20 protein-coding genes and 1 tRNA gene are annotated in these 24,506 nt (G+C 52.0%); 6 read left to right on the forward strand and 15 right to left on the reverse strand.

What is annotated here, in order from left to right; genetic code table 11:
* Positions 1 to 36: 36 nt before the first annotated feature.
* Positions 37 to 1,590, forward strand: coding sequence for a hypothetical protein (locus GS535_RS08830; RefSeq protein ID WP_160792952.1), 1,554 nt, complete (start codon positions 37 to 39; stop codon positions 1,588 to 1,590).
* Entirely contained in the window at positions 1,590 to 2,471 is an 882-nt protein-coding gene (locus GS535_RS08835) for an NAD(P)H-binding protein (RefSeq protein WP_160792951.1), read from the forward strand. The genes GS535_RS08830 and GS535_RS08835 overlap by 1 nt, the downstream gene beginning before the upstream one ends.
* A gap of 17 nt (positions 2,472 to 2,488) precedes the next feature.
* Here the strand turns inward: GS535_RS08835 and GS535_RS08840 are convergent.
* Positions 2,489 to 2,564 (reverse strand) — tRNA-His (locus tag GS535_RS08840).
* Positions 2,565 to 2,783: 219 nt separating this feature from the next.
* Here GS535_RS08840 and GS535_RS08845 point away from each other — a divergent pair.
* On the forward strand, positions 2,784 to 4,241 hold the full coding sequence (locus GS535_RS08845; RefSeq protein WP_160792950.1) for a SulP family inorganic anion transporter: 1,458 nt from the start codon (positions 2,784 to 2,786) through the stop codon (positions 4,239 to 4,241).
* A 511-nt stretch (positions 4,242 to 4,752) separates the two neighbouring features.
* Here the strand turns inward: GS535_RS08845 and hflX are convergent.
* The 7 genes from hflX to GS535_RS08880 form a co-directional block, all read right to left on the reverse strand.
* Positions 4,753 to 6,084 carry a GTPase HflX gene (hflX, locus tag GS535_RS08850; protein ID WP_160792949.1) on the reverse strand — a complete coding sequence of 444 codons (1,332 nt, stop codon included), beginning with the start codon at positions 6,082 to 6,084 and terminating at the stop codon, positions 4,753 to 4,755.
* Positions 6,081 to 6,350, reverse strand: coding sequence for an RNA chaperone Hfq (hfq, locus tag GS535_RS08855; RefSeq protein ID WP_160792948.1), 270 nt, complete (start codon positions 6,348 to 6,350; stop codon positions 6,081 to 6,083). The genes hflX and hfq overlap by 4 nt, the downstream gene beginning before the upstream one ends.
* A 25-nt stretch (positions 6,351 to 6,375) precedes the next feature.
* Complete coding sequence (locus tag GS535_RS08860; RefSeq protein ID WP_160792947.1) at positions 6,376 to 7,797, reverse strand: sigma-54 dependent transcriptional regulator; 1,422 nt, start codon at positions 7,795 to 7,797, stop codon at positions 6,376 to 6,378.
* A gap of 9 nt (positions 7,798 to 7,806) precedes the next feature.
* A complete protein-coding gene (locus GS535_RS08865) occupies positions 7,807 to 10,161 on the reverse strand; it encodes an ATP-binding protein (protein WP_160792946.1) in 2,355 nt (784 codons plus the stop codon).
* A 4-nt stretch (positions 10,162 to 10,165) separates the two neighbouring features.
* Complete coding sequence (locus GS535_RS08870; RefSeq protein WP_160792945.1) at positions 10,166 to 10,846, reverse strand: helix-turn-helix domain-containing protein; 681 nt, start codon at positions 10,844 to 10,846, stop codon at positions 10,166 to 10,168.
* 63 nt (positions 10,847 to 10,909) lie between these two features.
* A complete protein-coding gene (gene dusB, locus GS535_RS08875; RefSeq protein WP_160792944.1) occupies positions 10,910 to 12,013 on the reverse strand; it encodes a tRNA dihydrouridine synthase DusB in 1,104 nt (367 codons plus the stop codon).
* A gap of 56 nt (positions 12,014 to 12,069) precedes the next feature.
* A complete protein-coding gene (locus tag GS535_RS08880) occupies positions 12,070 to 12,354 on the reverse strand; it encodes a hypothetical protein (protein WP_160792943.1) in 285 nt (94 codons plus the stop codon).
* Positions 12,355 to 12,459: 105 nt separating this feature from the next.
* Between GS535_RS08880 and GS535_RS08885 the strand changes: the two genes are divergently transcribed.
* Positions 12,460 to 13,530 carry a quinone-dependent dihydroorotate dehydrogenase gene (locus GS535_RS08885; RefSeq protein ID WP_160793073.1) on the forward strand — a complete coding sequence of 357 codons (1,071 nt, stop codon included), beginning with the start codon at positions 12,460 to 12,462 and terminating at the stop codon, positions 13,528 to 13,530.
* 178 nt (positions 13,531 to 13,708) lie between these two features.
* The gene (locus GS535_RS08890) at positions 13,709 to 15,226 is read left to right on the forward strand and encodes a glycosyltransferase family 2 protein (RefSeq protein WP_160792942.1); all 1,518 of its coding nucleotides are present in this window, start codon (positions 13,709 to 13,711) and stop codon (positions 15,224 to 15,226) included.
* A gap of 97 nt (positions 15,227 to 15,323) precedes the next feature.
* On the opposite strand, the gene GS535_RS08895 is transcribed toward GS535_RS08890, so the two are convergent.
* The 7 genes from GS535_RS08895 to GS535_RS08925 all read right to left on the reverse strand — a co-directional run bounded on the left by GS535_RS08895 (position 15,324) and on the right by GS535_RS08925 (position 23,639).
* Entirely contained in the window at positions 15,324 to 16,763 is a 1,440-nt protein-coding gene (locus GS535_RS08895) for a sugar porter family MFS transporter (protein ID WP_160792941.1), read from the reverse strand.
* Between the two features lie 86 nt (positions 16,764 to 16,849).
* A complete protein-coding gene (locus GS535_RS08900) occupies positions 16,850 to 18,274 on the reverse strand; it encodes a sugar porter family MFS transporter (RefSeq protein ID WP_160792940.1) in 1,425 nt (474 codons plus the stop codon).
* A gap of 137 nt (positions 18,275 to 18,411) precedes the next feature.
* Positions 18,412 to 19,440: an asparaginase gene (locus GS535_RS08905; protein ID WP_160792939.1), complete on the reverse strand. Its 1,029-nt coding sequence runs from the start codon at positions 19,438 to 19,440 to the stop codon at positions 18,412 to 18,414.
* Complete coding sequence (locus GS535_RS08910; RefSeq protein WP_237442263.1) at positions 19,430 to 20,014, reverse strand: Fur family transcriptional regulator; 585 nt, start codon at positions 20,012 to 20,014, stop codon at positions 19,430 to 19,432. The genes GS535_RS08905 and GS535_RS08910 overlap by 11 nt, the downstream gene beginning before the upstream one ends.
* Positions 20,015 to 20,035: 21 nt before the next feature.
* Entirely contained in the window at positions 20,036 to 20,977 is a 942-nt protein-coding gene (gene rapZ, locus GS535_RS08915; protein WP_160792937.1) for an RNase adapter RapZ, read from the reverse strand.
* Between the two features lie 99 nt (positions 20,978 to 21,076).
* Complete coding sequence (locus GS535_RS08920) at positions 21,077 to 22,831, reverse strand: ATP-binding protein (protein WP_237442264.1); 1,755 nt, start codon at positions 22,829 to 22,831, stop codon at positions 21,077 to 21,079.
* A gap of 58 nt (positions 22,832 to 22,889) precedes the next feature.
* Positions 22,890 to 23,639: a response regulator transcription factor gene (locus GS535_RS08925; protein WP_160792936.1), complete on the reverse strand. Its 750-nt coding sequence runs from the start codon at positions 23,637 to 23,639 to the stop codon at positions 22,890 to 22,892.
* Between the two features lie 245 nt (positions 23,640 to 23,884).
* Here GS535_RS08925 and GS535_RS08930 point away from each other — a divergent pair, with 245 nt between their 5' ends.
* Entirely contained in the window at positions 23,885 to 24,499 is a 615-nt protein-coding gene (locus tag GS535_RS08930; protein WP_160799195.1) for a nucleotide exchange factor GrpE, read from the forward strand.
* Positions 24,500 to 24,506 lie beyond the last annotated feature (7 nt).

Here is a 24,506-nt window from a genome sequence, read left to right on the forward strand (position 1 = left end):
CGGTCAGAAGATACGCCCTTTCAAAGAAGACACACCGTGAAAAGACCTTGGCTGACGACTTCTTTAACAGTCCTTATCCTCTGTGTGGCTGGTATTGGACTTTATCGTGAGGCGTCTCATGCGCTAACCCATATCCTCACACGGTTTCAGGAAACGCTGCCTGCTGGCAGTCATTTCACCTACCGCAGCGCTTCACCTTCCCTCCTCATAGGCGGCGCAACGCTCCATGATGTGACGTTTCACAGCCCGACAATTACCTTCCACGCTGCTCAAGTTCGTTTAGGACATCCTCATTTTCTCCACGATGGTAGCATCGGCATGGCAAGCCTTCAGCTCGATTCTGCCGATTATCGCGGCCCTTCACTTAATTTGCATGCAGCCAAGGCTATTTTCCGTCATCTTCTTATCCCGTCTCCCCCCAAGGCTGCACTCCATACAGACCTCACAACCGTCAGCACGCATTCTCTTGCCGCTATTCTCTCCTTCAACCCACAGCATCTCTCATCACTGCGCTTTGGCCGAACCCATGTTGAGGGGCTTGATTTCACCTTCCCGCCTCAACAACCCTTCTTTTCTCCTGCCCTCCACCTCACACATATCACAGTGGAAACCTTCACTTTGGAAGGCTATGGCATAGGGTCTCGCGTTCTCACAGATATCAAAAATGCGTCTTTGTCGTTGTCGCTATCTTCAAAGAGCACATCCACTTGGCCTGCGCTTCTTTCCGATATGCTGTGCCCTCCAGACATGACAAACACCGCAACCATCCCTCTTACACTCACGGTCGAGAGATTTTATGCTCGCAATGGCCATCATCATTGGCTCCAAAGCAATTCATCCCACATTGAAGAGGCATTATCCCAAGCATTTCAACATGATCCTCTCCAAAATTTGTGGGAAAGTCCTGGCTCTCTGTGGCTCCATCGCCTTGCGCTTACCATTGGGAAACCAACAAATAGCAGTGTCTTTCGGCTCGACCACTTGAACCTGACACGTAAAAATGACCCCTCATCAGCCCTCCATACAGAGGGCAACCTTCAAGGCATTCATCTACGCCCTGCTGGCGGACGACATTTTACCATGTCGATCAATGGCCAAAAGACGCTCTTACATTTCATAGAAAACAGCCATAAAAATGATAAAGGATGGGACAACGCCTTCACCTCCCATCTTACGGTTCCTTCTCTTGGGCATGTAGCGTTGGACGCACATACGCGCCTTCCAGCAGAAAACCCTTTCCATAATGCCATTGATCGAAAGAATTTTGCCCACAACACTCTTATGACAGACGCTACTATCACCCTTAAAGGCGAACGGCTTCTCGATCTCTGGCCACATCTCGCTCATATTAACGCCTCCGTAGAGGAACGGGCCCATTTCCGTGAAGATCTCATCCATGCACTAGAACGGGCCATCAGCGCACGTCCACTCTTCACACCCATGATGGATTATGTGCTCACTCCTAAAGACCGCACATTAACGATTGGTCTTGGCTCCCTGTCGGTTGATGATGTCATTCATCTCCCGCTCACAGGCCCCACCAATGCCGTGCTAGACCACGCGCATATTACCTCTGTCACGGTGCATTAATGAGCTCTTCAGCGCCCGTTGCCGTCATTGGAGCCAATGGCCGCACGGGCCGAGCTTTGTGCCTGACTCTTCTAAAGGCAAACATCCCCCTTATTGCCTGCACACGCTCACCTGAGCAGGTGCGCAAAAACCTCGCCCATTTTCCTCAGAACGCCGTTACCGTCCGCTCTCTTGAACTTCACGACAATCAAAGTGTTCGGAATGCGTTACGAGATGGGGTATTCATCATCACAACGGCCCATGCACGCCACTTGCCCACGATTCTCCATGCGTCAAAAGCCCCAATCGTCGCACTCGGAAGCACCCGTAAAAACACCAAATGGCCCGATGACCATGCCCGTGGCGTCCTTCTTGGCGAGCGTGCCCTGCAGAATGACCCGCGCCCTTCCATCATCTTACACCCAACGATGATTTATGGTGCAGAGGGTGAAAATAACGTGCAACGCCTCACCAAACTTCTGCGTTTTCTTCCCGTCATCCCACTTCCCAATCATGGGCGCGCTCTCGTGCAACCGATTGACCAAGGGGATGTCATACGCTGCCTTTCTGCCGCTTTAGAGCTTTTACGAAAACGCAACATCACGGGGCCAGAAGGCATCACGATCGCAGGGGCAGAATGCTTATCTTATCGAGATTTTATCACAAAGATCATGCGTCATGCAGGCTTAAAGCCGCGTCCAGTTCTCTCTTTGCCAGCCTCTTTTTTAATGCGGCTGGCCCAGCTCACGGCATTCATTCCCGCTTTACCGACCATTACACCGCCTGAAATCCGGCGTTTGTTGGAAGATAAAGACACTGATATCACCATTATGACCACACGGCTTGGCGTACAGCCCATCAGCTTTGACGAAGGACTAAAGCGTCTTTTTCAATCAACTTAATTTTTAAAGGGGAATGCTGGGGCGAATGATGGGACTCGAACCCACGACCACCGGTACCACAAACCGGCGCTCTACCAACTGAGCTACATCCGCCATACAGCGAGGCAAGTTCTATTAAATCCTCACCCTTACGTCCAGCCCCTAAATGATAAATTTTCAACAAAATATCATTCCACCATCCCATCCTTTATCTTCACAGCGTCTTGAGAAGCTTTTATACCACGAGAAGAATTGCCGCCCCGGGCCGGAATACGGTGTGCATCTGTCCTTAATTGATCACCACTTACCCGTATCACAGAAGGGTCATCCCCTATGGTATCCGCCACATCTTACGTCCAAGAATGGACACAACGCCCGGTGAAGGAAATTCTCGCCGGGATGGTGGGGACATTTGCCCTCATTCCTGAGGTCATTGCCTTTTCCTACATTGCCGGGGTTTCACCGGCCGTCTCACTGTTCGCTTCCTTTGTGATTTCCGTCTCCATTGCGTTTTTAGGGGGGCGCCCGGGTATGATTTCCGGCGGAGCAGGGTCCGTCGCGCTTGTCATGGCCCCCCTCGTCCATACGCACGGTGTGCAGTATATGCTGCTAGCGACCCTTATGGCCGGGGCCTTCCAGGTTATTTTCGGGCTATGTAAGCTGCAATCTGTCATGCGCTTTGTTTCAAGCGAAGTGCGCACGGGCTTTGTAAACGCTCTCGCCATACTGATCTTCTCCGCTCAAGTGCCGCAAATGCTGGGCGTAACATGGCATACGTACCTGCTCATCGCGATTGGTTTGGTGATTATCTACCTCGTCCCACGCGTCTTTAGCGCCATCCCCTCACCCCTCATCTGCATTATCGCGCTAACAGCCATTACAGCCTTCCACCCTATGCCTGTGCGCACGGTGGCTGATCTTGGAGAGCTTCCCACAGGCCTGCCACATCTCACCCTCCCCCACCTTCCCCTGACATGGCAGACCATCTCAGTCGTTTTCCCCTATGCCTTAGCGGCTGCGGCTGTTGGCCTGCTGGAATCCCTCATGACAGCGTCTGTTGTCGATGACATGACCGACACACACGGGAAGCCACAACGTGAATGCACAGGCTTAGGCTTATCCAACATCTTCGTCGGGCTTTTTGGAGGCATTGCCGGATGCGGCATGATCGGCCAGACCGTTGGTAACCTGCGCTATGGTGGGCGTGGGCGGCTCTCAACCTTTACCGCTGGGGCGTTTTTGCTACTCCTGATGGTCGCCTTGCATTCATGGATTGCCCGCGTGCCCATGGCCGCCCTCGTTGCTGTGATGATCATGGTCTCTATCAGCACCTTTGCATGGGACAGCTTAAGGGGCCTCATTCGCCAGCCTAAATTGTCGAGCTTTGTCATGATCGCGACCGTCATCGTTGTTGTGCTAACACACGATCTCGCCGCTGGCGTGGTCGTTGGCGTCCTGCTGTCAGGTGTCTTCTTCGCTTGGCGTACAGCAAAACTGGTTCAAGTCACCCCGGCTCGGGATGGTGGAGTGCTGACCTACTCCATCAGTGGGGAAGTCTTCTTCGCATCAGCCGACCTTATTCCCAGCTCTGTTGACTACCTGACCGATGCCCCAACCGTGGTATTTGACCTCACTCATGCACGGTTTTGGGATGTTACCTCTGTGCAGGCAATGGAAAAGGCCATTGATAAGCTTCGCCGGCATGATCGTAAAGTGATCATCCAAGGACTTAACGCGCTCCATCATTCGATTTTTAACAAACAATCGGATGAAAAAACGCTTCGCACTTAACCAATGATATTAAGCCAGTCTTTCTCTTTGGAAGACTGGCCGCATCAATAGGATGGTTAGAACATGCCCAACTGACACAATCTGGCATGTTCTAACCAGTTTTACCCCTTACCCACCGTGATATTAAGCTTGAGAGGGATGTCATCTTGGTACGCGCCTAGAAGTGTGCTCCATCACACCGAAGCGAAAAGCCCACGCGCTTTACGCCAGCCATCGTAGCCCCAAACCCCTCAAAAAGAGCGCGTCTGACAAAGTGCCTGCTTATCTCTGGCCTTTTTTATAACGATTACCGCTTTCAACCAACATCATGAGATAACAACCTCATCTGCCCTTCAGCAGTCAAAACATTTGAGCGGCCTCTCCGAGCCTTAACTCTCCGGCTTGATCATCCCTAAAACTGACGTCACTATCGTGAGACAGACTAACCACGACCTACACCCTCTTCACCCGAACTTCACCTGACCGGAAAGGGCACAAAACGCAAGCTCGACAGTATAAGCCAATGCGCTTTTTAATCAGTCGCGTTAGCCACATCTTCTAAAGAGAAAGTCGGATAAGCACGTTTAAACCGTTCACGGTTCACAGGTGTTAAGCGCACAGTCAGCGTAATCGCCTCGTCACTATCAGCACGCTCGATGACTTCACCATGATCGTAAAGCCATGCCATCGCCGCACCATCCGTGACAGCAAGAGACGTCCGTACGATTTCCATAGAGCGTGTCATGAACTGATCAAGCGCTTCAAGCAGATCAGGCAGACCCTCCTTGGTCAATGCAGAAACAACAACCGCACCCTCACGTTTAGGAATCGCTGCTGTACCCCCCAAAAGGTCAGCCTTGTTCATCACCTCAATCACACGCTCTGGCCAATGGCTATCCAACATTCCGTCTTTAGCCATATCATCAAGAACAGAAAGCACATCATCGCGCTGTGCGTTGCTTTCCGGATGAGCTGCATCACGCACATGCAAGATAATATCAGCTTCTGCCACTTCTTCGAGTGTCGCACGAAATGCGGCAATCAACTCCGTGGGAAGATCACTGATAAAGCCCACCGTGTCTGAAAGAATAACATGCCGTCCTGAAGGGAGCGTCAGCCCACGCATCGTTGGATCCAGCGTTGCAAAAAGCTGGTCTTGCGCGTGAACCTCAGCTCCTGTGATCGTGTTAAACAGTGTGGACTTTCCCGCATTTGTGTAACCAACCAACGCGACAATGGGGAAAGGAACGCGCCGCCGCGCTGACCGATGCAACCCACGTGTGCGTCGCACCTGCTCTAGCTCTTTACGAAGCTTTACCAAACGCTCATCAAGCATCCGGCGATCGGCTTCCATCTGAGTTTCCCCTGGGCCACCCATAAAGCCAAACCCACCGCGCTGACGCTCCAAATGCGTCCAAAGCCGCACGAGGCGTGAGCGTTGATATTCCAAATGAGCCAGCTCAACTTGCAGCACACCTTCACGCGTGGCCGCCCGTGCACCAAAAATATCAAGAATAAGCCCCGTACGATCCACCACTTTGCAGCCCAGCTCTTTTTCCAAATTTCGCTGCTGCACAGGTGATAAGCGCGAATCGACAACCACAACGCCAATATTCTGCGCTTTTACTTCATCACAGAGCTGCTCAAGCTGCCCGGCCCCCAACAGAGTCGCAGGGCGCCGTGAGCGTAGCGGGAAAATCGTTGTGTAAGCAATCTCCAGCCCAATAGAGGCTGCCAGCCCAACGGCTTCTTCAAGGCGCGACTGCGCGGCACGCGGATTGCTATAGGCGCCTGTTTTTTCTACGGGAAGGACAACGGCTGCAACCGTCGGAACACGTGCTGTTTCTTTTGGCTGACGTCTCACAAACTCTCTACACTTTCCTCAGAACCATCAATCAATTCTTGGGTGAAATCGGGCATTGACGCCACGGGCATGATGGTACTCACAGCATGTTTATACACAAGCTGTACATGGCCATCACGCCGTAGCACCAGCGTGCGATCATCAAAAAGAACAATAACGCCCTGAAGCTTCACCCCATTCACAAGAAAAACCGTTACCGATTCCTCACATTGACGCAAATGCTCCAAAAAGGCCTGTTGTACAGAACCTGACAGTGATGACGACATAAAGACTTCGTTTCCCCTATCGCCCTTAGCGTTCAGCCGAAGCAGATTGAGCGCTATTATTACGCTCTTCCTGCGTAACACCAAGCTGCTTGAGTTTGCGATGCAACGCGCTACGCTCCATGCATACAAAATTAGCCGTTCGGCTAATATTGCCTCCAAAACGCATCAGCTGCACCTGTAAATATTGTGTCTCAAATTTATCGCGTGCCTCACGTAGGGGCAGACTCATCACGTCCGCCTCCGCATTCAGGCGGGTCATGGAAGGCGCTCCCTTACGTACCATCTCAGGCAACATATCCGCACGGATTGGGTCTGTATGGTTCGCACTGCCACTTGGGGCCATGATCAGCATACGTTCCATCAGATTACGCAATTCGCGAATATTGCCCGGCCACTCATAGGTCTGCAAACTCGCAAGCGCATCGACAGAAAGTTCACGCTTAGGCAGGCCAGAGCTCTCCGCGCAGCTTTCCAAAAAATGCCGTGCAAGAGCTGGGATATCCTCAGGCCGTTCTGCCAATGAAGGAACCTTCAGCGGCACAACCGCTAAGCGATAATATAAATCTTCGCGGAAACGCCGTGCTTCAATTTCTTCCTGCAAATCACGACTTGTCGTCGCGATAACGCGCACATCAGCCTTTACATTATGAGTGCCACCTAAACGCTCAAAGGTGCGGATTTGCAGAGCACGCACGATCTTTCCCTGCGTCTCCAACGGCATATCCGCAACTTCATCAAGCAACAAGGTGCCACGATGCGCACGCTCGAGCACGCCACGACGTGTCGGCTGGCCTTCCTTACCCTCCACCCCAAAGAGCTCTTCTTCAAAATGGTCAGGGGCTAAGGTTGCGCAATTCAGCACCACAAAAGGTTCATCAGAGCGCTTAGACTGCGCATGAATCATCCGCGCGGCCACTTCCTTCCCTGCCCCGGCAGGGCCGCTGATCAACACACGTGAATTTGTCGGGGCTACGCGTGAAATTTGCTGACGCAACGCGGCCATCAAACCACTATTGCCCATCAGTGTCATTTGTGCCCCGGCACGCAAACGAAGCTCGGCATTTTCTTGCTTTAAACGCGCCGCTTCAAGGGCTCGCTGCACAATGACCAAGAGACGATCAGACTGAAATGGCTTTTCAATAAAATCGTAGGCCCCTTCATGAAGGCTCGAGACAGCCGTTTCAATCGTGCCATGTCCTGAAATCATCAAAATAGGCAGGTTGGGCTCTTCTTCCTTAAAGAGCTTAAGCAGCTCCATCCCGTCTAGCTTTGAATTTTGTAACCAAATATCAAGGATAACAAGTGAAGGCCTGTAGTCACGAAACAGTGCAATCGCCTCATCGGACTGCGCTGCACTCTGGGTACTATAGCCCTCATCCTCCAAAATTCCCTCAAGGAGAAAACGGATATCGGGTTCATCATCGACAATCAGAATCTCATGTTCCATCTGATATCCTCACGATCCGTTACACTCCTCTGCAATATTATCGTCTTCCACCAGCGGCAAACAGAGTGTGACAAGCGTTCCTTGCTGGCTCTCCCCGAACTGGTCGTCATCATTGAACCGGCCCCCCTCACGACGATCCGTAAAAGTGATCCGGCCACCATGAGCGTCCATGATCCGATGAACAATGGCAAGCCCTAGGCCCGTACCTTTTGGCTTGTGGGTTACATAAGGCTCAATAAGCCGATGGCGTTCACCGGATGGTAAACCAATACCATTATCACTCACGCCAATGACGGCTTCTTTATCGTTTACCTTCAACGATAAAACAATCTCTCCAATATACGGTTGCGTCTCATTTATTTTACGCCCTGTCATCGTGATCGCATCTGCTGCATTTTGCAAAAGATTAGTTAAACACTGCCCGATAAGACGCCGGTCGCACAAGACCATGACCCCTTTCGCTTCAAGCCCTTCCGTTCGATAGAGAATGTCAGGATGGGCATGGCGCTGCAAAATAGGCGCCTCTTGGCACAAACGCACAAGATCATAACGCGCCAATTCAGCTTGAGGCATACGTGCAAAAGACGAGAACTCATCAACCATGCGCCCAATATCACCCACTTGGCGGATAATCGTCGCCACAAGCTGGCTATACGTATCAGGATCACTGGTGATTTCCTTTTGAAAGCGCCGCCGCAACCTTTCTGCTGAAAGTTGAATGGGCGTCAAAGGATTTTTAATTTCATGAGCAATCCGTCGTGCAACATCCGCCCATGCTGCCTTGCGCTGCGCCACTTGGAGCACCGTAATATCGTCAAAAGTAACGACATAACCATCAATATCACGCTCCCCTTTCTCCGTCGCCACACGAACAAGAAGCGTGCGGCCAGCGCGTGCGCCCCCACCTTCACCAGGGCCACCGGGAGCTTGTGCCCCTTCCGTGTCGATCTGCACTTCAGCGGTATGTTCACGCTCAGGTACGCGTTGTACGGCCTCTAGCAACGCGGTAAATTCAGGCACACACTCTACAAGTGCCCGGCCAATATACTGGTGTAGGTCACGCTGCAAGATCACCGAAGCGGCGCGATTAGGCAGCTCCACAACCTGCCGGGTATCCAACCCAATCACCCCTGCGGACACACCTGAAAGCACCGCTTCTGTAAAGCGCCGTCGTTCGTTGATCTGGTCATAAGCCATCATCAACTCTGAACGCTGGCCTGCAAGCTGGTCTGTCATGCGGTTAAACGCCCAAGAGAGGGTTTTAACCTCATCATCGCGCTCAGTTGGCACGCCTTCAATCGGCACACGCGCCTCTAAGTCTCCACGTGCAATACGACGCGCCGCAATAATCAGCCGGCTCAGCGGATGAGCAATACGGTTCGCCAAAGCAAGGCCCGTCAGCATACCAACAGCGAGCACTAACAACCCCATCAGTGCCAAAATGAGGATGAGGGTAACCTGCGTTTTATTCCTGTTTCGCATCATACGCTGGTAATTATGCACCAGCGTATTTGTGCGCTGCATATGCCGAATAATGTCGGGATCAACTGGGCGTGTAATGACAAGCACAAGCCCCGAGCTTTCCCCCAGCGATACCACCGCCCTCACCACATGAGAGTCAGGCTGATCCAAGATGGCGACATCCCCCGCTTTCACCATCGCAATGACTGACCGTGAAGGAAGCGAGAGCTGAGGGGCTCCCTCTTTCCCCACGAACAACCCACCCGTGGCGATCACTTTATCGGATAAAGGATCAAAAATAATGGCATCGCTAAGCCCACGTTCTGTCACTTCATCTTCTAGAAGCGTTTGAAGCCGAGAAGGCGCATGGAAAAGATCCGTCCCATGCGCAAAAAACTCGTCATTTTGAATCGTCAACAAGGTGTTAGCGAGTGCAAATGCTTCCGTACGTGTGTTCTCGTTATGCTCACGCAAATAGCCTGCAGCGACCGAACGCGCTTCGCTCAATGCCGTATTCACACGGTTGGAAAACCAAATCTCCACACCATAATGAAAAAAGAGTGCCGATAACGCTCCAACCATCAAAGTGGGTGCCACGGCAATCACACCAAACAGCGTCACAAGACGGACATGGAGCCGCGCTCCCGCCATGCCCATCCGTCTCTCAGCCTGCATTCGCCCAATCTGGCCAATAGCCGCCGCACCGATCAGCAATAAGGTGATGAAATCCAGAAGGAACAGGAGGGCCTGCACCTGTGGAATATGCGCTACTGACATACCACTGGCGAGCACCCAAAAGGTGAGCAACGCCAAGAAAAGCGCCAAGACGGTGAGTGACACAATGCCATCGGCACTTATAAGCCGAGCTAGGAAGCGCCGTATCCACCGTGTTGAACGCCTCATCGTATCATCCCCCCTTCGGTAGATTGATACCCAGGTCTCGAATACGCTTACGCAGCGTATTGCGATTAACACCCAGCAAAGAAGCAGCACGCAGCTGATTGCCGCCTGTGTGATGAAGCACCATAGAAATTAACGGCTTTTCTACTGCTCCGACCACTTGCGCATGAAGCATGCATCCACCTGCTTCAAGACCAGCCTCCACATAGCTACGCATCGCAGGCTCCAATACAGAAGAAAGACCGGGGCTCCCTTTATGATCAGGCAAAGCTCGTACCGCTTTTATCCGCTCCGGCCCCAAACGCTGACTAGCTGTTAACCCCTCCAACCAACGATGGAGCGGCTCCTCTAACTGGCCATCACGCAATAAGAGACCATGATCATGACGACTGGCCACCATCAGTCGAATATCATGATCTCGGCCTAAGAGCAGATCAGCAACACGCTTCTGTAACTCTGTAGTCAGGCAATCCAACTCATCAATCAGCAACGTGCCGCCCTGCGCTTGCTCCACCCAACCCGTCACCTCTCTTGAGCCGAATAAATGCTCCCTCCGCAACGCTTGCGGGATCGACGTCAGCTGTGCCTCAACAAAAACAGCTCGTGCACGAGCACTATGGGCATGCAACTTACGGGCTACTTCCAGACGCTCAATCCGACTCGTTCCGTAGAGAAAAAGCGTTTTCATCAGAGCACCTCGCTCTGTTCACGCACCATCAGCCAACAACCCGCCTTCAATAGACCTAACCGATTAGGCCGCATGACGCGCCGCCATTCCTTCACGATCGCGCACAAAACCAGCGGCAATCAACGTGTCGTAAAATTGCGTCAAATGCTCCACAACATCTGGAGCGGAGCTCATATGATTAACAGCCGCACGAAAAGCAGCAGACCCCGGAAGACCTGCCGAATACCACGACACATGTTTACGCGCGAGACGAAGGCCGGGATACTCTCCAAAATGATCCAGCATCATTTGGTAATGCTTCAGCACAATGCGTTTTTCTGTTTCCAGATCAGGGTCAGGCACATCCTGACCTGTGCGGAGGGACTGCACAAGCTGGGCAGGGAACCACGGCCTTCCGTAACACCCACGGCCAACCATCACGCCATCAGCTCCAGATTGTGTCAGCGCTTCACGCGCATCGGCAATACTAGTGATGTCACCATTGACGATCACAGGGAGATCCATGGCCTCTTTCACCAGCCGCACAAAAGCCCAATCGGCCGTGCCATTATAGAACATCTGCCGTGTTCGGCCATGCACCGTGATCATGCGAATCCCACATTCCTGCGCGATTTTCGCCAAACGCGGCGCATTCAGATTGGTATGATCCCAGCCCATACGCATTTTCAGCGTTACCGGCACATCAACCGCTTTCACTGTCGCCTCAAGAAGGCGACCTGTCAGGGCTTCATCACGCATGAGGGAAGAGCCCGCCATTTGACCGATGGCCACCTTTTTTACAGGGCAACCAACGTTAATATCAATCACATCAGCCCCACCATCGACCGCGATCCGGGCTGCTTGTGCCATCGCCTCGGGGTCACATCCAGCAAGCTGCACAGCATTAAGCCCGTCTTTCCCCGCTGTACGCGCCATACGCATCGTATTCTCATTTTCACGGATCATCGCCCAAGATGCAATCATTTCCGACACAACAAGCCCAGCACCGAGCTCACGTGCAAGACGGCGAAATGGAAGGTCTGTTACACCAGACATAGGGGCAAGAATAACCGGATCCTCAATCACCTTACCGCCACCCAAAGAAATCGGGGGTAAAGAAAAAAGAGGAGCAGACGTAGAGCTCGGCTCTACCTGGACAGAAGACGATGGGGAGGGAATGGCGTTCATAGGCCGCTTAATTTAGCGCCCCCCCTTCAAAAGCGCAACAAATCCCCCACGTTCCTTCAGCCTTTTTTCAGGGCAGATATCCGAGGGGCCATCCCTTGGATTTCCTGCTCATGGCGCGCAGCTCCTTTAGGTGTAATCACAAACCGCCCATTCTCTCCCTGACGCGCAAAACCACGGTCGGCAAGGCGATCCAGGCAAGGACGATCTTTCAGGGGCTGCCTAAAATCTGGAAGCTGAGCTCCCGCAGGTGCCGCCGCAGGCCGCCCTTCATCGCCACTCAGCCACAGACGATGGAGCGCGGAGCGGCAGCAAGTTTCAAGATAGGGATCATCCCAACTCATGCTATCTCTACCTTTTGAAATTCGTTACACTGAACACGAAGGCTGGGCGCCGCCAAAGAACGTGGTGCGGCGATAGCGGGTTTTAAAGTCAAAGGAAACTGCATGATGATTGATACCAGTACGATCGCAAGTTGGGTGCTCCGCCACGTTAATCCTGAGCTCGCTCATGAAATCGCTATCCATTCCATTCGCTCGGGCTTTGCAGGAAGCGCCCCTGCCGATGACCCTGCTTTAGCCACCACAGCTCTTGGCCATTCTTTCTCCAACCCTATTGGTCTCGCAGCTGGGTTCGATAAAAATGCGCGTGCCGTTCGAGGCCTTGCCAAACTTGGCTTCAGCCATGTTGAAACCGGAACTGTGACACCTCGTCCCCAGCCTGGCAATCCACGCCCTCGTCTTTTCCGACTTCCAGAAGATGGTGCAATTATTAATCGTATGGGCTTTAACAGCTGTGGGATTGATCGTTTTTGCCAAAATCTCTCCCTCCTCTACCGCCCCGCTAGCGACGGCACCGTTCAGGCTGCGACGGCTCCCATCGGCATTAATCTTGGAATTAACAAAACCGGCTCATCCCCATTGAAAGACTACCCCGCCCTTGTCGGTCGGGTAAAAAACTATGCTGATTACATCACTATCAATCTTTCATCCCCCAACACACCGGGTCTGCGTGACTTGCAAGGGCCAGATACAATCAGCCGCCTGCTTGATGCTATTAAGCAGGCTCATCCCGACCATCCGCCTCTCCTCGTCAAGCTTGCGCCTGACCTCAGCGACGATTCGTACCGACCAATCGTTGATGCAGCCATTAATAGCGGGGCCAGTGGTTTAATTCTCACCAACACAACCCTCGCGCGCCCCAAGAGCCTCACCTCCTCTCATGCGCTTGAAGCAGGCGGCCTCTCCGGTGCACCACTTAAGGCACGTTCTAATGATGTCTTGCAGCTTGTCTCTCAGCTCACCCGTGGACGACTCACCTTAATTTCCTCAGGTGGCATCACGACCGGGCGCGATATTCTTGATCGCCTCAAAATGGGAGCAAGTTTGGTACAGATCTACACAGCCTTTATCTATGAAGGCCCTGCAGCCCTTGTGCGGTTAAAAAAAGAACTCCTAGCAGCCATGCGGGCTGATAATATCTCCTCTCTTGCTGAGCTCACTCCCTCTTCTCAGCGTTAAAGCCATCATAATACCTTGCCCCGCAGGGCAATAGTCTGAGGAAACATCCCATGCCCTGCGGCTTCCATCTCAGAGAAAATACCATTATCATGACGGTCTGTGCGGGTTGTACTTTTTGTCGAACCTGTCCAGCTTCAACGCCCCTAATCACCTTTAGCAATGGAGAATGGTACGCCTCATGAAAACTGCTCTAGTCGGGATTATCCGCAATGAGGCAAGTGACCTTCTCGCTTGGATAGGCTGGCATGCCCTACTCGGAGTAGATACATTCGTACTCTTCGATGATGGGTCTGATGACGGCACACGCGCTCTCTTAAAGGCTGCCTCAGTGCAGCATGATATCCGTGTGTTTTTCATTAATGAACTGCACGGCAGATCGTGGAAACCCCAGCAACCTGTTTACTGGGAACGCCAAAGAATCGTCTATATGGATGCCCTTCACGCGCTCAAAGACAGTGCGGATTGGGTCGGTTTCCTTGATACAGACGAATATCTAGCCCTGCACCGGCACGATACGCTGAAAAATTTCCTTCGTAGTTTTGGCCCCGATGTCGGTGCTGTCGGTATTCATTGGTGTCTTTATGGCAGTAGCGGGCACGTCACCTGTCCCGACATGCCTCCCTTTTACGCCTATACACGCCATAGCACAGAAGATAACCCCGTTAATCGGCATATCAAGACATTTTTGCGCCCACAATATTGGAATGGCGAGTGGGAAAATACCTATGCTTTCCCACTTAAAGAGGGTCGTTATGTTGACCCTAACGGGCGTGACCTAACCTGGGGTGCCCAGGTTGGGATGACGGAAGCGCTGCCTGACTGGGGCACAGCCCGTATCATGCATTTCCGCGTGCGAAGCCTAGAGCACTTTGTCGAGCGCGCACGCCGTCGGCGTGATAGCCGCCTTACCTTGGCTGATTTTAACGAAGATGACTGCAATGACTGCCAAGATAGCCGCCATCAAGGGCGTACACCTCTTGTGCTTGACTGGATGCGGCAGACCGTTTTTCAGGGTGTCGGAGAGGCGCTAAATAACCTCCCTCGACCAACCTCTATACCAGAACAAGTCTCCGTCACACGGCCTCAGACACCTTATAACCTAACTGTTTCACGCCTTATACCGTGGAATAATGACAAGCTCGAAATTCATGGCTCACGTGTTTGCTCACAAGGGCTGGCTAAAAACAATACAAGCCTCTTTGTTTTACACACCGCTTCTGTGCCCCATCAGGGTTTCCTCTTCGCACTTGATCTCAAGGATAATATCCTCGACTTCTCCATTTTGGCGGATAGTCGCTTAACAGGTTTTCTGGGCTACAACCTTGTTCCAACCGAAAAAGCTGATCACGTTGCTTTGCAACAAATAGGAGGAATGAGTCGCCGTCACGCGTACCTCACCACAGTGCCCGGCGAACCCCTCATTGCGGATCGACCTGTTCCCCATTTATGGGAAGCCTTCAGCCTTGCCCCTGCATATACAGCCCCTGATGGACGCTCGTGGCACGAGCTTTCATTCATGCGGTTACTGGAAAACACTCTGCGCCATCCGGTCACTCTCGAAACCATTGCCCATATGGCTCATAAAGATCGACGAGCCACGATCCGCCTTCTCCCCCTCCTGCACAATGTTCTCTCAGAAGGCGATCAAAAATATCTGGAAGCACAACTCGGCCCCTTTGCGCCCTTTGTCTTGTAAAATACGCTGTCGTACACCGTATAAAAAACCCCTTCTCTTCATATGAAAGAGAAGGGGTTTTTTGTATCGGGAATAGTGGAATGTCTTCTAAGGAACCTTAACGCCCCAATTTACGAAGTTTCACACCTTTCATCAGACGCTCTTCAATCACGGCCAGCGCCATACCTTTTGTTTCTGGAACCAATAGAATGGTCAAAATAAGGAAGAATGCATTCAACGCCCCTACCAACCAGAATGTTCCTGCTGACCCCAACGTTTCCATCAAGGTCAGTGCACTCAAGCCAACGGCCATATTGGTGAGCCAGTTCGTCAACGTGGACGCAGCCATACCAAAATCACGTCCGCCTATGGGCTGAATCTCAGAGCACAAGACCCACATCAACGGCCCCGCCGACATCGCATGTCCTGCACAGAAAACCATCAGCACAAAAACCGCCGCCATCTGCGCACCGCTGGAGCCCATGCCAGAATGAAGCAAACATCCTAAAACAACCATGGCAATCGCCATCACCGTAAAACCAACATACAAAATCGGCTTACGTCCCCAACGATCGACCAGACCAACAGCCACAAAGGTGGCAAACATGTTGACCATCCCGATAATAGCCGTGCACCATACTTGGGATTGCGTATCGAACTTCGCATATTCCAAAATTTTCGGTGCGTAAAACATCACAATATTGATGCCAGCAAACTGCTGCATCGCCTGCAGCATAATGCCCAAACCGACCGAGCGACGAAAATTGGAATTCGTCCGGAAGAGCTTCCAACCATCCTGCTTCGTTTCAAGTTGCAGACGAATAGCCTGAATCTCTTTCGCCGCTTCCAAAGGATCATTACGCAGATCCAGCATGATCTGCCGGGCCTCTCTATGGCGCCCCTGCATCACCAACCAGCGTGGACTATAAGGAAGAAATAAAACTCCTATCAGGAAGAGCGCCGCAGGGAAGGCCGCCACCCCGAACATCCAGCGCCAGTCACCACTATACGAAAAATACGTATCGGATAAAAACGCGACAAAAATCCCAACTGTCAGCATCAGCTGATAGGTGGAAACCATCGCTCCACGAGAATCCTCACTCGCAATTTCAGACAAATATAATGGCGCCGTAAAAGCCGATAGCCCAACAGCAACCCCCATCACGACGCGAAAGGCAATCATTGAGGGGATAGACCAGCTCAAGGCACAACCTGCCGCCCCAATAGCAAAGACAGCAGCGCCCAAGATAAGAGCGCGTTTTCGCCCCATATGATGAGACAACCATCCTGCGCTAACAGACCCAACAGCCGCGCCTGCCATCATTGAGCTCACCACCCAAGAAAGAGCCAAGGTGGAGGCATGAAATTGCTTACCAAAAAAAGAGAGCGCCCCTGACACCACGCCGATATCAATCCCTGACATCAACCCAGCGAGAGCCGCAACAACACCAATAGCCAAAATCTTAAAGCGTGTCGGATCAAAAAACGATGCTGAATCGTCTTCTGTTCCATCCGCGGACACCACGCCCTGTCCTTGACGGGCCTCTTCTTCAACCATGATTTTGGTTAGACCTTTCCTCTAAACAATGGCGCAAAGGTGCTTATGGGTACACGACCACATCATTCATAAGCACCTTCCCCTGTTTATTTTCCTAATTGACGCAGCTTAACACCACTCATCAGGCGTTTCTCAATTGTTTCTAACGAGACATCTTTTGTTTCTGGCACAAAGAGATAGATGAGAATAATAGCAAGAGCGTTAAAACTCGCAAATACCCAGAACGTATTAGAGCTGCCGAGCCCTTCAAGCATCGTCAAAAAGGTCGTCCCAATAAACAGATTGCTCAACATATTGGTACCCGTCGAAATTGAAATACCAAGATTGCGCCCAGCATTAGGCTGAATTTCAGAGCAAATCACCCACATCAGCGGCCCAGCCGACATCGCAAACCCACCGACGAACACAATAATGAGCGCCAACGCAGAAAGCTGAAGCGCCAAAGAACTCGGCCCGACATAGAGAATAACCGCAAGGATAGCCATGCTTAACGCCATGCTTGCATACCCCATGTAAAGAATAGGTTTACGCCCCCAGCGATCAGAATAACCAATCGCTACAAACGTCATCAGCACGTTAACGAGGCCAATCAGAGCGGTGCACCACATTTGCGCTGTGAGATCAAAATGTGCGGCTTCTAAGATGCGCGGGGCATAATACATGATGATATTAATACCAGCGAATTGCTGCATAATTTGCAACAACATACCAAGCCCAACAGAACGCCGAAAATTGGAATTTCTGCGTAAAAGCTTCCAACCTTCTTGTTTCGTTTGAAGCTGCTCATCTATAGCCTCCAACTCACGTTGGGCAGAAGACGACGTATCACGCAGATTAGTCATGACCTCAAAGGCATGTTCCCAATGACCACGCATCACAAGCCAGCGCGGGCTCTGTGGAAGGAACAAAAAAGCCCCCAAGAACAGTACAGCTGGAATAGCCTCAACAATCAACATCGTCCGCCATGCTCCCGACGGAGACAGCCAACTGTTGGAGAAAAAAGCAAGGAAAATCCCGATCGTTTTAAGCAACTGGTAGGTGGAGACCATTGCTCCACGCTGCTCTTTACGAGCAATTTCCGACAAATATTGAGGGGTTGTAAAATCGGAAAGCCCCATGCCTAAACCAACCAACACACGGCAAGCAATCATCGACGCAACAGACCAGCTTGCAGCCGATCCGAAAGCCCCAACGGCAAACAAAAATGCAGCAATTGTTAACGTATATTTACGCCCTAGATGGTTACAAAGCGTACCACCCGTTAGGGCCCCAATCGTCGCCCCCACCAACATACCACCAACAACCCACTCAAGGAGGCCTGTTGAGACATGAAACTGCGTGCCAAATGGTTTCAGCACACCTGAAATAACACCAATATCCAGCCCACACATTAGGCCAGCGAGTGATGCTATAAGACAAACAGCAAGCACACGGCGACGCGCTACTTTATTAACGTGACCTTCTTCGGGTGTGTCGGGAGCAGTAGCCTCCTGATCCGATACCGTTTTCATAAAGGGAATGCTCCTAATTTTATGAGAGCTCTTTAGGCAGTTCCCTCGCATCTACCACAAAAAGCACTTTTAACTAAGCTAATAGATCAGTCGCTCTTGTCATAAACAAGGCAACATCCCCCCTGTTCCGGCGCCAATCACCGGATAACAGAGCGAAGCATCCCGACCTCTCGACCACGCCAATTCAGCTGCTTACGCGCACTCCAACGATCGAGAAACGCCTCATCTTCTCCTGAATGACAGAGGCTCTTCTGACCAAAGCGCTTCAACAACGCTGTTAATGCTAACTCCGCCGCACGCGCTCCACCATCTTCAGCCTTCACGACGATGCCCAAACCTTCTTCTGGTAAAGCCGCAACCATAATGCCTTCAGCACCCATTTTCACAAAGGCACGCTCACCAAAACGCTCCATAATCGCGGTATCATAACGCCCAGTGCCCGCCACCATATATGGATGCGCCGCCACAGCCCGGCGCAGACGAGCCGCCGCCTCTGCGTAAGCATCCGATAGGCCATCCCCCGTGCCAAAACGGGCTAACCCTTGGGCCAATGCCCGATAAGGCACGGCATAAGTCGGCAATGAGCATCCATCCATCCCGCGATTTTCTGCGCGATGAGGCACCCCAATCACCTGTTCTAGTGAAGCGGTCACACGTTTTTGTATCTCATGCTCCGGATCTACATAACCGGTCGGGTCTATCCCCTGATCACACGAAAGGCAGACCATCCCTGCATGTTTCCCCGAGCAGGTATTATGCAAACAACACGGAGCCGTATGGCCTTGCGCCATCCATTGCCCAGCTGCAGGCGCATAACTCGGCCAATGAGCACCACATTCAAGTGCTGTTTCATCCCGCCCAACACGAGCTAACATCGAAGCCGCCAAACGCGTATGGGCCTCCTCCCCTCCGTGGGACGCACAACTTAAAGCAAGCGCATCATCACCGAGTTTCAAACGATCCGCCGCTCCGCTTGCAACCAATTCTAGCGCTAAAAAAGCTTTGACGGTCGAGCGTGGGAACAGCCAAGACTCCGCATCACCACACGACCAGACAAGACGACCCGCCGTATCGACGACAACGGCACGCCCATAATGACGCGACTCAACCCGCCCTCCACGCGTTGCCTCTGCCAATAAGCCCATATCCATCTTTTTATCGGTCATGATCACTATCTTTCCCGTGGTGAGAGGTACCGCCATCTGAAAGAGACACCGCGCATTCCGCACAGAGTCCTTCAATTTCCACCGTTGCCGCTTCTGCTTGGAAGCCCCTCCCACGTGCAGAAGACAGTAAAACAGCCGCCACAACATCCTGTTCCAGCTCTTCCACACAACGACATTGGCGACAAATTAAGAACTGCGCACGATGCACACCCCATGTCCCGTGCTCACGACAACCACTCTGGCAATCCAGAGCATGATGGCATCCCACAAAAGCACTCAGACGCTCAATTCGATGAACCAGCCCATACTCAAGAAGGAACTCTAACGCTCGGTACACAGTGGGAGGCACCGCACGTGGCTGCAACGTGCGCAAACGCGCTAAAAGATCGTACGCACCCGAAGCCTGTTTTTCAGACAGTACCAAGCCTAAAACTTGCCGCCGTGTTTTCGTCAAACGCTGCCCATGCTGACGGCACCATTGCTCGGCCTCATCTAACCGCCGTATCACCGAGGCGGGGAAAACTGCCTCTTCCCCGTCATGATCCTGAGCAGGCTGCCCAGCCTTTTGTGCCATGCGTGTTTCCTTCATGCCCTTTTAATCGCGCTGAGACGCTGTGCCTTCCTCCGGAGCCACCGCCCAACGCCATGACGCTAATCCTTGCCGCGCCAACTCACGATGCAACACCATAATCGGCACATGCTCAGCCTCTACAGGCTTTTCCCGTTGTGCTAAATCACGTGCCAAAGCTTCCACAAGCGTCACGGAACGATGGCGCCCACCACTACAGCCAATCGCAATAGTGACGTATTTTTTCCCCTCTTCTACAAAGCGCGGAAGCACCAGCGATACCAAGCCTAAAACATGATCATAAAATGGCTTATAAAAGGGGTCTTCCTTCACATAATCAGCGACCACTTTCTCCAACCCCGTACGAGGACGAAGAGCCTCATCATAATGTGGGTTCCGCAGAAAACGAGCATCGAGCACAATATCAGCTTCTCGTGGCAAACCGGCCGGATACGCAAAAGACATCAGAACGACGGAAAGATCATTATCCGCATGCCCACCAAACCGTGCCGTAATGAGTTGCCGCAACTCAGGTAAAGGAAGGTCTGACGTATCCACCACAAGGTCTGCTTCAGAGCGCAATGGGGCGAGCAGCTTGGCTTCCTGCTCTAGCCCTGTCACGACGCTTCCACCACTGACAAGCGGATGACGCCGGCGCGTTGCCGTGAAACGACGCAGGAGAATGTCATATTCAGCGGTCGCATAGAGAAGATGCACGACACTATCGGATTGCGCCCGCAACCACGAGACACGCTCCAGCACACGCTGAGCCTCAAAGCCACGGCTTCTGACATCAATGCCAATCGCGAGCCGCTTCCCTGCCCGCGAAATCAGTGCATCAAAAAGATCCAATGGCGGATTATCAACCACCTCATAGCCGAGGTCTTCAAGCATGCGCAGGATGGACGCCTTCCCTGCACCTGAAAGGCCCGTTACGAGCAAAATATGCCGAAGAGTCTGCTCTGTCATAATGAACAGTCCAGCCCTCTACGATCACATCGCTGTTCGCACCTTGTCACCATGTCGGAAGCCCTTTCCAAGACGACATGCGCGCCCCCTGTCTGATCGTTAGCCCCAACAACGCGGCAAGTGGATGATAAATCGAGCACCATTGACCTCTCTCCCTCCCTCTGAAGAAGATGAGGCATCATAGCGATTTTCTGCATAAAGATCACCTCCTAATGCACGCACAATCTGGCGGCTAATAGCCAGTCCTAACCCAGAATGCTGCCCAAAATCTTCCGTTCCAGGACGTTCGGAGTAAAAACGCTCAAAAATATTTTCAATCTTGGCAGGCGGAATGCCCGGGCCTTCATCTTCAATCACAATCTCAACGAAAGATGTTTTGCTCCCCTTCTTCCCCCTACGAGAAGCATCACTTTGTTGGGGGCTTTCACTCCCGCACACCCGCACCGCAATCGTAACCACCCCTTTCTCTGGCGAGAAAGACAGCGCGTTATTGATCAAATTACGCAGCACCTGCACCAACCGATCTTCTACCGCCCGCAAGCATAATTTACGTCCCTTTTTATCGGTCTTCAGGCGTAAGATCGGGTCTGTATCGCGCCGGGTCGTTTGGTGCATTTCCACCAACACATTCAGTAAAGGAACAATTTCCACACAACCACGCTGGCCACGGCGCAAGTCCCCTTCAACACGACTTGCATCCGAAATATCAGCAATAAGCCGCTCTAACCGCCCTACATCGCCGCTCACAATATTCAAAAGCCGGTCGCGCGCGGCTGCGTCATGAATCCGTGGCAGCGTTTCTAAAGCCGAGCGGATCGAAGAAAGCGGATTTTTAAGCTCGTGACTTACCTCAGCTGCAAAGCGCTCCGTGTCGTCCAACCGTGCCCATAAGGCCAAAGTGCTAATACGCAAAGCACGCGCAAGCGTGCCAATTTCGTCTTTTCTATTTAGAAGATTTTGCGGCACACAATCCGCTCGCCCCTTCCCGGGCTCACGCATATCATGCGACGTTTTCACCAACCGTCGCAATGGCCGAGCAATGGTTGATGAGAGATAAAGTGAGAGAAGAACCGTCAAGCACAAAGACAGTAAAAACAGCGATAAAATGGAAGAACGCACAGCAAACAAAGAACGGTCAATCTCTGGAGCATGACGCGTTAGTTGAATCTCACCAATCGTCGCATTACTGTCTGCTATAATCGGCTCCACCACCGTAATCACAAGCTCATGTGTATCTGTCCTACGGATATAGGGAGGCATCTCTACTTGCGTCGGCATCGACGATGAACCCGTCAATGCGGCGTCATCTGTTGAGTTATCAAGCGGCACAGGCCCTGCGCTTGATGTGAGTGGCAAACGCAGCAATACCCACGCATAAAACATATCAAAAATATTATCGCGTGGCGGAGACCAGCGCTCAGGACGCCCCGGAACCACGACACCACCAACCCGATCAGGAGGGAAGTCACGCCGACTATCAACCAGTAAATGTCCATCAGGGCTATAAAGACGTGCGTGGGCGTTCAAGCTGGAATTCATCAAGCTGGCTAATAAAGGACTCGCTAAAGATGCCTCCAGCGCCACCTCATGACGGTCACCACGACGAACAGCCGACTCCCCTAGCGCTCCTGCATAAATATGCGCCTGCTCACGCAGAGCCGTCACATCTGCTTCTAACAAGCTGGCTTGGAATTGATTGATATAGAGCAACATCCCCGCCAACAACATAAGCGGGACAATGTTTACCAACAGAACACGCACAAGTAAGGGCGATACTTGCCGAGGGGATCGTAACCAGCGAGGGAAAAGACGCCGCACCGTCATATCAAACGATCCTCCAGAGCGAGAAGGCATCTAAAACACCCCTCTTATGCGATTTAATGGCGAACATAGACCGATTAGGATAGACAGGTCAGGACGCAATATCGCGGTAACGATAGCCAACACCGTAGAGTGTTTCGATCTGATTGAAGCTCTCATCGACCTGACGGAATTTCTTCCTGACACGCTTGATATGACTGTCAATCGTCCGGTCATCAACATAGATGCTATCACCATACGCGGCATCAATAAGTTGATCGCGTGACTTCACAAGACCAGGCCGCACGACCAATGCCTTGACCAACAAAAATTCCGTTACCGTTAAGGCTACTTCCTTATCATTCCACAAGCATTGATGCCGCGCTTCATCCAACGCTAACGGCCCACGCACAAGAATCGACCGCCCGGCCGTATTTTCTCCCGTCACCTCAGCCTGACTGACTTCATGACGTCGCAACAAAGCACGGATCCGCTCAACGAGAAGACGGAGCGAAAAGGGCTTGGTAATATAATCATCTGCTCCCAGACGCAGCCCCATCAGCTGATCCATTTCTTCATCTTTAGAGGTCAAGAAAATAACAGGCATATTAGAGCGTGTCCGCAACCGCTTAAGCAGCTCTATGCCATCCATCCGGGGCATTTTAACGTCTAAAATCGCTAACGAGACAGGACGAGATAACAAGCCCTGCAATGCGCTCTCACCATCTGTATAGGTATGCACCCCATAACCTTCTGCCTCTAATGCCATTTGCACAGACGCTAAAATGTTACGATCATCATCCACCAACGTGATAATAGGCGCTCCGCTCGCACGCCCATGCTGTTCGTCAGAATTCGGCATCTCTATAGGATCTCCTAACATAATCAAACACAATATATATTTTAAAAGCACGCATTGAGAGATCACCCGTAGCATGAAAGCGCCTAAGACCAAATATCCCCCAAAGAGCTGTTTTTAGCCTTCCTCTCCCGCCGCCATATGGCATATTCCTCTTGCTTTCAGGCTCATCATCATTATGTCCTCTACGAAGGAAGGGTCGTCCTGAAGGCCCATTTAAAAGACACAAAACGCAATAGGGTCATATTATGACAGAACAAAATCCTCATACAGAAACAGACGAAACAGCTGGCGCACGTGCCGCTGCAGAGGCTGCCGCCGCTCTTGATGAGCAAAAAGAAGGTGAAAAGCCTGCAGCTGATGCCTCACCAGAGGAGCGTATTGCGGCTCTGGAAGCAGAAGTTGAAGAAATGAAGAACCGCTGGCTCCGCTCTGAAGCAGATAATCAAACCCTGCGGACACGTGCGAAGCGCGATCTTGATGATGCCCGCCAATATGCCGTGCAAAAATTTGCACGCGATGTCGTTGAAGCTGCAGAGAATCTTCAACGCGGTGTCGCCTCCCTTCCCGAGCCTAAAGAAGGGGAAGATAAAATCATCACCAGCATTCGCGAAGGGCTCGAGGGCACGGAGCGTTCTTTCCTTGCCATCCTTGAACGCAACGGGATCACCCGTCAGGATGCCACAGGCCAGGCTTTCGATGCCAACCTTCACCAAGCCATGCAGGAAGTTGAGTCCCCTGACCATGCTCCGGGCTATGTTGTGCAAGCATGGACACCGACATGGATGCTCAAAGACCGCTTGCTGAAGCCTGCCATGGTTTTGGTTGCCAACAGTGATTCCAAGGGCAAAAAACCCGAGTAATCCCTCT

The organism is Saccharibacter sp. EH611, from assembly GCF_009834765.1.
In the GTDB taxonomy this organism is placed as follows: Bacteria; Pseudomonadota; Alphaproteobacteria; order Acetobacterales; family Acetobacteraceae; genus Saccharibacter.